The organism is Bradyrhizobium yuanmingense (assembly GCF_029167105.1).
Classification (GTDB): Bacteria; Pseudomonadota; Alphaproteobacteria; order Rhizobiales; family Xanthobacteraceae; genus Bradyrhizobium; species Bradyrhizobium yuanmingense_A.
In genome coordinates this window covers 1-8,460 of the sequence record NZ_JARFML010000081.1, presented here as the reverse complement: position 1 = coordinate 8,460, position 8,460 = coordinate 1, and the positions used below count along the sequence as shown (strand labels likewise).

The 8,460-nt window shown below is 58.5% G+C and carries 5 protein-coding genes and 3 pseudogenes; 2 read left to right on the top strand and 6 right to left on the bottom strand.

Going from position 1 to position 8,460, the window contains the following annotated elements; all coding sequences use genetic code 11:
* A pseudogene (locus tag P0R31_RS41270) lies at nt 1–126 on the bottom strand (IS110 family transposase); the annotation flags it as partial.
* A gap of 1,446 nt (nt 127–1,572) precedes the next feature.
* Between P0R31_RS41270 and P0R31_RS40115 the strand changes: the two are divergent.
* Complete coding sequence (locus tag P0R31_RS40115) at nt 1,573–2,487, top strand: TauD/TfdA dioxygenase family protein (protein ID WP_275520872.1); 915 nt, start codon at nt 1,573–1,575, stop codon at nt 2,485–2,487.
* Nucleotides 2,488–2,770: 283 nt separating this feature from the next.
* Here the strand turns inward: P0R31_RS40115 and P0R31_RS40110 are convergent, their stop codons facing one another.
* The 3 genes and pseudogenes from P0R31_RS40110 to P0R31_RS40100 form a co-directional block, all read right to left on the bottom strand.
* Nucleotides 2,771–2,932: a hypothetical protein gene (locus tag P0R31_RS40110; RefSeq protein ID WP_275520870.1), complete on the bottom strand. Its 162-nt coding sequence runs from the start codon at nt 2,930–2,932 to the stop codon at nt 2,771–2,773.
* Nucleotides 2,933–3,415: 483 nt separating this feature from the next.
* Nucleotides 3,416–4,009, bottom strand: a pseudogene (locus P0R31_RS40105) (transposase); the annotation flags it as partial.
* Nucleotides 3,969–4,250 (bottom strand): hypothetical protein, encoded by a 282-nt coding sequence (locus P0R31_RS40100; protein WP_275520868.1) that lies wholly within the window; start codon nt 4,248–4,250, stop codon nt 3,969–3,971. The gene P0R31_RS40100 and the pseudogene P0R31_RS40105, both read right to left, overlap by 41 nt.
* A gap of 904 nt (nt 4,251–5,154) precedes the next feature.
* On the opposite strand from P0R31_RS40100, the pseudogene P0R31_RS41265 reads away from it, so the two are divergent.
* Nucleotides 5,155–5,520 (top strand): annotated as a pseudogene (locus P0R31_RS41265) (IS66 family transposase); the annotation flags it as partial.
* A 733-nt stretch (nt 5,521–6,253) separates the two neighbouring features.
* Here P0R31_RS41265 and P0R31_RS40090 read toward each other — a convergent pair.
* Both P0R31_RS40090 and P0R31_RS40085 read right to left on the bottom strand, forming a co-directional pair.
* Nucleotides 6,254–7,018, bottom strand: a complete 765-nt coding sequence (locus tag P0R31_RS40090) for a CmcI family methyltransferase (RefSeq protein WP_275520866.1) — start codon at nt 7,016–7,018, stop codon at nt 6,254–6,256.
* Between the two features lie 1,222 nt (nt 7,019–8,240).
* Nucleotides 8,241–8,460, bottom strand: a 220-nt coding sequence (locus tag P0R31_RS40085) for a hypothetical protein (protein ID WP_275520864.1), incomplete at its 5' end; no start/stop codon positions are given.

Here is an 8,460-nt window from a genome sequence, read left to right as displayed (position 1 = left end):
AACGAAGGCCTCAACGCCACGCGCTCGCAGCCACCGCGCCAGCCAAAAGCCATCGCGACCGGCCTCAACGGCGACCGCTATGCGTGTGATCGCGTGCCCAACCTTTGCGGCCTCCTCGCGCCAGCGGCTCGGACCGTTGCATTCGCGGCAGGACTTGCGAGCCGCTAGGTCGTCATTCTTGTGGCTGCGCAAGAACCGCCGGACATGTCGGACATCAACATCGCCCAGCGGGTCGGCCCGCAGAGGGGACGCTCCAGCGTGCAAACCCTTGCTCGCCGCATTTTTCAGCAGCTTCTGAAATCCCTTGTCGATCGTCTTCGTACTGCCAGGCCGAGGCCTGTCCTTCTTCTAGGCCATGGTCGGCATAGCGATGCTGCCAGAGGCCGACAATCCGCGCTTGAACCTCGACTTCCTTAGCGATCGACCAAGTGCTGCGACCGGCAGCCGCCGACACAAATAGGTGCACCCTCAAATCGCGCTACAACGTCACCGGCGAGTGACAACACGCCTCGAGCACCTTGGATAATAAGAGACCTAGGCTGAGGTCCTTCCGGTCTCCTTGACCAATTGCACGAAGGTGAACTTGCTGGTGCTCGGCGTAGAGTGTCTGAGCTAAGGAAGTTTCGCCTGAAAATAGCTGATCGGATAGGCCTTTGAATTTTTTCTCGGAGGCTTTCTGCACTCGATCTCCGGAAATCGGGTGATGCCATTGCGCGTGAGACAGCGATCCTGGGATGATCGCGTCCGATGCAGGATGGTCTGCCGCAGCGCATAGCGGCAATGACAGCAGTACACAGGTCGACTTGGCTTCCTTGCTCGAGTCCATGCTGGCTTCATAACTGCGACGTCGGAAATCAGACACAAATGGCATAACCATTCCGGGGAATTGGGTAAGCGGCCACCAAGCCGCCGCCTAACCCTACCGCGCCGCGACACGAGCACGCTTGTTCTCACGCGCTACTCAATGCTGGTAGCACAACCCGAATTTGAAGCCTCACTTCACACCCTATGCTCAGATCAGACTGTTGCGCTCGTAGCGAGAGCTGACCGGTAGAGATTTTCGGGAGTGGCACGGTGCTTGCTAACGATCACCCAGTAACACGAGGCCCAAACATGAAAGTCGGTGCCGTCACCTGCCATCCGCCCACATACGGGCACTTCACATTGCTGCTTGGACCAACGCAATTGACTTTGGCAATCCCGAGAACGCTGACCGAAACGAGTCAGCGGGTTGCGATGAACCAAGCAAATTCTTTGTTCGTAATTCGCAGCTGCGGGGCACCTCACTACCGGCCGTTTGGCGACATATGCAAATTGAATGCATCGTCCTTCAACAGAACGCAGACACGCGAGGGGAGCCGTCGAGCTTCGAGCGGGATGATGCTCTATGGCTCTCGGAACGGATCAGCTGCACCCTTGTCCTGGCCGATCGCGCTTCGCAAAGAGCGGATGACGGGCCGATCGCCGCGGATTTTGATGAAACGCTTTATGCCTCCGCATCTGGCGTTCATCCGTCCGTTTCGAAGATGAATAGTTTGTCTTCGAAGAAACCGTAACACGGAGAATACCACGATGACTGAGACGGCTTTGATCGAAAATGTCCTTCCACGTGGCGACGTTGTCAAATGTTCAGCGCGCATCGGCGCTGAAATCAGGAACGTTAAGCTGTCCGGCGATCTGACGGACCAGACGTTTGCCGCCATCAGGAGCGCAGTACTCACACACAAGGTCATCTTCTTCCGCGACCAGGGTCATCTCGATGATGCCGAGCAGGAGCGTTTTGCTCTTCGTTTTGGTAAGCTCGTGCCCCATCCGACCATCGCTCCGGCTAAGGGAACGGCGTCGATTCTCGAGGTTGATTCCGCCCGCCCCGCTAGCCGCAACGATCTATGGCACAGCGATGGGACCTTCGTTGATGCCTATCCTAAGATTACGGTACTGCGAGCCGTTGTAATCCCAGCCTCCGGCGGAGACACCATCTGGTCAAACACGGCCGCGGCTTATCTTAGCCTGCCGTTGCCGCTGCAACGGCTTGCGGACGAGCTCTGGGCTGTTCACACGAACAACTACGGCGTAAGGAGCGCCAGCTCGGCCGACAAGAAGTTTTATGACGAGGTCTTCACTAGAACGATCTTTGAGACCGAGCATCCCGTCGTGCGTGTCCACCCGGAGACCGGCGAGCGCGCGTTGGTGCTCGGCCATTACGTGCAGCGATTTGTTGACATCCCGAGGTATGACGGCCAGAAGCTGTTCGATCTCTTCCAATCTCATATCACCGCGCCCGAAAACACCGTGCGCTGGAGCTGGCGGCAGGGCGATGTCGCGATCTGGGACAATCGCGCTACGCAACATTATGCGGTCAATGACTACGGAGAGGAACATCGTGTCGTTCGTCGCGCCACCATCAACGGCGACGTGCCCGTCAGCGTGGATCGCCGGCGCAGCGTAGCGCGCCTCAAAGCCAATAATCCCGGGAAAGTTACCTAGCATCCTGAGTCACAAGTTAGCATCGCCAGGCTCGCGTTAGCGTCGCACCGACGTGCCATGCCTTTCAGGGTAACACGGATAAAGCATTTCATGGCGCGGCAACTAGCCCGTATCCTAAGCGATGAGGAGCGGACTGCGCTGAAGGCATTTGCGGCCGTCGCAAACGGTCAAAGCTCTGGCGTTGAGGCTTCGGATCGTTCTGGCCGGTGCAGAAGACTCGGCCAGAAAGAGATGGCGGCGAGGACAAAGGAAACCGGCTGTCGGTCTCGAGCGCGCAGCGCATCTAGCGAGCCTTGGATTGCGGCTTGGTCAGATAGACGTTCGAGGTCTTGAGGAGCCCGAATTTCGTGGCCAAGGTGGGGCACGTGCTCGCGCTTTCTTCGCCGTCATTATCGACAAGAAGATCCGCCGCGTTATTCGCAGCGTCCAAGTCGGCGATCGTCATCACGGTTTCATGGTGATCGGGGGCCACTCCGCGCTGCGCACGGGGACCAACCCACGGACCGCTCGAACTATCTCCAAACCCTCCCGCTCTTCGTGACTAGGAGAATCAGTTCCAGCACACATAAACATGCTACTCGTGTCTGGGTTCGTCTGTGGGTACCGCAAACGTTGGCTGCTTGGAATAAGGCTCGATTCCTTGCGGGCCGGTACGCGTGTAGACAGTGCCGTCATCCAGGAGGCAGTGTTTCTTCGCTGTTCGTATTCGCCGAGGCGACAAGTTGAACCCGCTTTGGCGTTCGTTACCTGTTCAAGAAGCACGTCACAGCCGGGCCGGAGCAACTCGCACGCTGCAGAAGAAGCGTAGCCATCCCCATGTTCTTGGGGCGTACGACTGCCATCGAAAGCGGGAGTCGACGTCGAAACCATCTGTCAATGGTTCTGATATTCATCGCTGAACACAACCATGACCTATGCAAGGTAGACCTTCTGCATCGCAGGCTCTGTCGGCGCCAAGCGTGATCGTTGTCGGTCGGTCGGCAGGAGCTCCATCATGTGCAGCGCGGCGCACCGGTTCGGCAGCCCTCGACCTGCGTCAAGCAGACGTCGACCAGCAGCCGCGGCGGTTCTCCATCACCGATGCCTGATGAAGCACACCTTCGTCTCCTTGCCTTTGCCCTTGATACAGCTGGCGTCCGGATCCGTGGTCGAAGCATGGGTCCGTTCGAGCGTTTCTGGCCATGGAAGTCTGGATCGGCATGCCGCCTTGGGCGGCGGCTCGGCAGGTGGTCCTTGGGCTTGACCCTTTTCGTCGAGTCCCAGGCCTCGTCAGGGTGCCATCGACCGAGAAGAGATCGCTCGATGCAAGCTTGTTCACCTTGGGCTGCGCCAGCACGGCCGCGGGAACTTCGCCCCGATGTCGCCTTCCAGCAGCCGGTCGCGGTTCTTCGAGAACACCGAATGGTCCCAGGGCCTCGACGCCGATCCCCGACAGCGAGCCGAACAGCAGATCGTAATCCAGTCGTTCCATCAGAAGGCGCTCAGCGCGGATCGAACAAAATGCCTGTAGCAGCATCGCCCGCGATCTCGTCAAATAAGAAGGCGATCCCGGCCTCGACCGGCGCCCGCTCTTCCGCGAAGGCGAGGATCAGCGCATGGGCTTCGGCAAGGGTCGTCGGAAGCTCGCAATGGGCGTCGTCATCGTCGGCATCACAGCGGCGTCGCCGCCGATCTCCCAAAGCTTTCAGCCGCTCTGATTCAGTTCGCCGCAGGTCGTCCGCCCGCCCATTTCGGGCGCCCTTCGTCCAGTCCCAGCCTGTCATCAGCGAGCAAACACGCACGGTTCAGCCGCACGGCTCGGCGCAATGTTGGGCCAGCAGAACTTTGTTTCCTCATGCATTTTGGCAAACGGCAAACCCGCTGGTCGCCGCTTGATCGAGCGGCGCAGTGCCACCTCCGCTATGGTGTGTTGGACGAGATTATGCGAGGGAGGCGTGAGAAGGTTATGTGGCGCACCACATAACCGTTCAGCAGCGCGCTGTACGTGTTCCGTTCGAAACGAACGGATGGGATCAACGCGGTTGGTGGGGCGGCAGCGAAAGTACGACTCAAGGAGGCGCTAGTAGGGGGGCTCCGACGAGCCGGCGAGCTAGTCGTAGGCCGTATTGCTGTAGCTGAGATGGCCAGGGTAGTCGCGAGTAAAGGCGGCAACGATGGACGTCTGTGCCCTGTTGGTGCCGCAGCCTAAGCTTGGTCACAGCGAACCGGCGGCTGAAGATCGTCCAGTCACAGAGGCTTGCCGTTGTCAAGATATGTGAGCTTGCGCGCCTTAGCGAAGTTGTTTGCAGGCCGGGCGCCGACAGACGGCAGCCTCGCCAGCTGAGGAAAGGCCTCGTCCTTCGGACACCGGGTCCCGCTCGCGGGCGTATCGACGGAGGGCCTCCTAGGTCGTTGGATGAACACCAGGCGGTCTTTACGAAACTTGGTCTTGTGGACGAGGACGACCCCGTTGTCAGAACGAGGTCGCCGCGATCAAGCCTGAACCACTTTGCCCGATTGTAGCCGCGTGCTGGCCAACAATCCGGTCAGCGTCGATCGTGCGGGGGAAGCAGTAACGATCTCGTCGGCGCAGATGATGGCGCAACCAGGCAAGTGACCCAGCGTCCGACGCGGGTCGGATGCCGTTTTGGGTGTGAATCTGCTGCTTGATCTCATTCGATGGCTTTCATGATATCGAAGCCCGACGACCTTCATCGGACCTTGTCAGTGCCTTGGCAGCGCTGCAGGCCCAGCGAGAGGCCGGCTGCGAGCCGAGGCGATGACTGCCGATGCAAGCGGAGCTGTCGGTTAACAGGGCGGTGATCGCGCATCTCGATTGCGGATCGCGAAGCTCAAGCGCGAACTGTACGGGCAGCGCTCCGAGCGCACGCCGCGGCTGCTCGAACAATTAGAATTGGAATTCGAAGAACTCGCCACGCGGCCAGCGAAAATGGGCTTGCCGCGCGGGTCGCCGCGGCGAAAACGCAGAGCGTGCGCGCCTTCACGCGCAAGCGGCGCTACGCGAGCCCCGACATCGACCGCGAGCGCGTCGTCACGGCGCCAAAGAAATGATCGCATGGATGGCGCGGCGAACATCATCCTACAAAGCCGGGCGGCAAATGGGCCAACGCAAGGGGAGGCGTTTATGGCGCGACAGACAGGATGAGAGGTCTCACCCTGATCCGCCGCGCAGGGGTCGCCGCCGTGCGAGTGCCAGAGGTCGCCAGGGCGCCTCCGCCACATAATCTCGTGGCACATAAGAATGGGATAGCCCCACCATCCGCGCCAGCGCCATCAAGCCGGTCGCTCCTTGAGGTCGACCGGATGGCTGGCGAGGAAATACACTAGAGAGGATTATGCCGAACGGACCGCCGGATCACCCGCTGCAAGCCGCTCGGGTTTCACATCGCCGCCTGCACGCCACAACGTCGCCACGATTTCCAACATCTCGCTCGTCACCGCATCAAACCGCGCGAACTTGACGGCTTGGCCTCGCGCCCCAGAAACCGTGGCGACAAGTCCCGGGCATTCCCGAGGCCAGCGCCTTGAAACAACTGGTTCCAGCCCGTGAGGCCGTGCGATCACCGACACGTTCGTCCTCGGCGCAAACGTTTCCTCGACGATCCGATCCTTCGCCACTGGCGACAGGTCGCTCTGGCTCCGCCCCGGACTGACCGCAAGCCGCTTGGGCGGAGCCGCGATAACTTCACAATTCTTGGTATTAGAGGTAGTGCGCTCACATGAGCTCCTGGCAAACAAATCACCAGGAGATTCTCTTGCGCCAAGCTTATGATTTTCGAAACCATGCATTTGGAGCACAAGTCACATTCATTCCAAAAGCGTCGGTGTAATAAGTGTCGACCAAAAAACCTGATTGCTCGACCAACTGCAAGCCCTCCAAAGTCTCTTTACTTAGCAATAGAACAATATCTTCAATTACATAATAATCTTCTGACACTAGAAGCTGGCTCAGGTAAGAAAATATCGAGAATACTTGTACGTGCGCGTCATCGATCACAAGCCAAGGATGAGGTAGTCTCATCAGAAGGTCTTTATCCAGGGTCGCAACGTCCGAAAGGTCAGCTTGATGAAAGGTAAGAAGTGGATGTTTTGCATTTTCATGGATACGTTTCGTGTGCAGGTCAAAGGAGTGAACTTCACCTCGATTCTCACAAAGGATCGACATTTGATCGGCAAGCCACAGGCCGCTGCCCCCCTGAAACGAACCGAGCTCTAGAATTGTCCTCGGCTGAAGCTCCCAAATCAGCCTTGAATAAAGCGCAAGATCAAAAGGACTTTTGATATGTATTAGCCCTTTGTACGTCTGCGCCAAGGCTCCAGCTGTTTTGGAGCGGGCAAAACCCCATGGGTCAATAGATGATCTCCATCCTCGTGCTGTTGGCTTTACAAAGCGGTCAGCATAGTCAGCATTCACAACGCTGCTCGTTTGGTCGAACGTCCCTCTCTGATCAAGTAGTCCGACCATCCCTGCTTCACTGGGGCAATTCTTGGAAGCCTCCCAAAGGGCCTTGTATCCGGTATCGAGTTTCATCGGTTTATCTCCCTGTTGTGCTCTCATAATCTCTGAAAAAGTGTAGCCCCGATCAGTTTTCGATGGCGCGCCTCGGTGATCTGGTCGTAAGAGTGTACTTGCGAGGCCTCGCGCCCCTTGAGCGCCGCTGCAATCTTCTGCTCGGCTTGGTGACGTCCACGCGACTGGTGACGTCATCAGCGGCGGATTAACGGAATACTGGCAAGTCTCACGCGAACTCCAGGGATGTTGCCGCTACGACCGGTTTGGCCGCACGCGACTCCTTACGAGCAATTGGCGTACCAACCGCGGAATGTAGCGCTCGTGTGCTCAACGAGAGTGAACACGCATCTGCCAGCAAGCCTGCTGGGATAAACCTTAGACCCTACGTCGGAGTGGTGACATCCTTGTCATCAACTGGACATGGATCGTATGACAAAGATTGAGGGTTTAAGATGATCCATTGGCAGTGAAGCGTCGGCGCGTAGACCTCCTGTCATTGCACAATCTTTGCCTTGCTCCCGCTCCTAGTGGGGCGCCGACTGCCACCGAGGTCATTCGTTCCTCGACTGTCTGGAAAACCGGCGATGCCTGCGAACTGACCCACGGGGGGCGTTGTCGCCGGTTACGCAGCGAGTGGTTAGGAAGTTGTCAGACTGGGTGCTTGTAGATCGAGAATGGACGGGTTGGTCGCCGAGCCATACAACGCGAGAACGTGGGGAACAAGGCACCGCGCGCTTGATCTCGTTCTGGATCCCGTTCGGTTCAATCGATCCGGCAAAATAGCCGCTCGCCTCATGAGCCACCTACCACAAATCGCAAATCCAGCAGCACTCTAATCGAGCACGTCATCAATGGACTGCGGAATGCCCGATCCGCCCGCGGATAGTAGCGTGCGTGTTCTTCATGTTCGAGCTTGAACCATGCAGGTGCAGGCCAGGCCGGATCAGACCAATGAGACCGTCTGGCGAGGGAGGTCCGTAGAGTGGGCTCATGTCTGCCGCCGTCGCGATTCAGATTCCCGAACCGCGGTCGAGGGACCGGCCTGCCGACAACTTCGTGCGCTCGCCTTTGGGTGGCAATCGCAGGACCTTATCGAAACGGTAGTCTGGCGCGGTGGAGATGCTGGTTTTGTCCGCTGCAGCGTCGCAGCTCCGACGATCTGGTCAATCCTTATCCGGCGGTTCGTGCCGTGTCGGCCCAAGCAACGCGATGACCGAAGCGTCGACAGCCCCCGCCGCGACTACCAGAAGCGAGATTTACGGCGCGACACGCTCGGCGTAGCTACGGTCGGAATCCGCCCTCCTTCGTAACACCCGTGCTCTTCATCCTGAATGGGTTCTTCCGCACATTTGGTGCAGCATGAGCGATCGATGGTTGGATTGGTTGCCCGATCGTTCTCAAGCAGCCAGGAGGACGCGTCGACGCAATAGCGGGTAGCTTGCCCGGCCATACATTTGTCG

Coding starts and splice junctions, on each gene's coding strand:
- P0R31_RS40090 (WP_275520866.1), bottom strand. CDS start 7,018: ATGAAACTCGATACCGGATACAAGGCCCTTTGGGAGGCTTCCAAGAAT.
- P0R31_RS40110 (WP_275520870.1), bottom strand. CDS start 2,932: ATGACGATCGCCGACTTGGACGCTGCGAATAACGCGGCGGATCTTCTT.
- P0R31_RS40115 (WP_275520872.1), top strand. CDS start 1,573: ATGACTGAGACGGCTTTGATCGAAAATGTCCTTCCACGTGGCGACGTT.
- P0R31_RS40100 (WP_275520868.1), bottom strand. CDS start 4,250: ATGACAGGCTGGGACTGGACGAAGGGCGCCCGAAATGGGCGGGCGGAC.